The organism is Streptomyces sp. SID13726 (genome assembly GCF_010548375.1).
GTDB lineage: Bacteria > Actinomycetota > Actinomycetes > Streptomycetales > Streptomycetaceae > Streptomyces.
This window is the reverse complement of sequence record NZ_JAAGLY010000092.1, coordinates 1-765: the sequence shown is the minus strand read 5'-3', so window position 1 is coordinate 765 and position 765 is coordinate 1. Positions and strand designations below refer to the sequence as shown.

1 protein-coding gene is annotated in these 765 nt (G+C 74.6%); it reads right to left on the bottom strand.

Annotated elements, in window-relative coordinates; translation table 11 throughout:
• Window positions 1-315: 315 nt before the first annotated feature.
• Window positions 316-765 (bottom strand): ECF transporter S component (locus G3I78_RS46505; RefSeq protein ID WP_203616474.1); only part of this gene is annotated, 450 nt, incomplete at its 5' end.

Genomic DNA, 765 nt, shown 5'->3' with positions numbered 1-765 from the left:
CCGGAGCAGTCACCCTCTCCGTGCAGGACGCGGCGGGCCGCCCGGTCCTGACCGCCGACTCCCTCACCCTGCGCCCGATCTCCACCGAGCAGCTGGCCGCGGCCCGCAGCACCTTCCACGAGTGGCTGTTCCGCCTCGACTGGGCAGCCGCCCCCGCGGCGCCGATCGGCGCCGTCGTGTCGAGCGCCGACTGGGAGACCGTTGCGGCGGATGCGGGTGCCGTGGTGCCCGAGGTGCACGGTCACGTCGGCGGCTGTGACAGCGTCGGGAACGTCGCGCGCGTGCGCGGTCACGTGAGCCACGTGCGCGGTCGCCTCACCCACGGCGGGCCGCCCCGATCGCGAACGCGTCGAGGGCGCCCGTGCGGGCGAGCGCGTCGCCGAGGAGGCGGGCCGCGAGTCCGCACAGCACGACGCACGACACGACCTGGATCCCGAGCCGGAGCATCGCGTAGTCCTGACCGAGCCAGCCGAAGCGCACGGCGTTGAACGCGAACGTGACGAGCGCGGTGCTCACGCCCGACGCGACGAACACCCACCAGCCGAACCGGCGGTAGCGCGTGAGCGCGAACGGCAGCTCGGCGCCGACGCCTTGGACCAGGCCCACGACGAGCAGCAGCGGCCCCGCGGGGGAGGCGAGGAAGACGACCTCGACGAGCGCGGCGAGGGTCTCGGCGAGGATGCCGACCCCCGGCTTGCGCACGATGTACGTGGCCAGGGGGCCGACGACGATCCACGCGCCCGCGAGGACGTTCGCCGCGAGGTA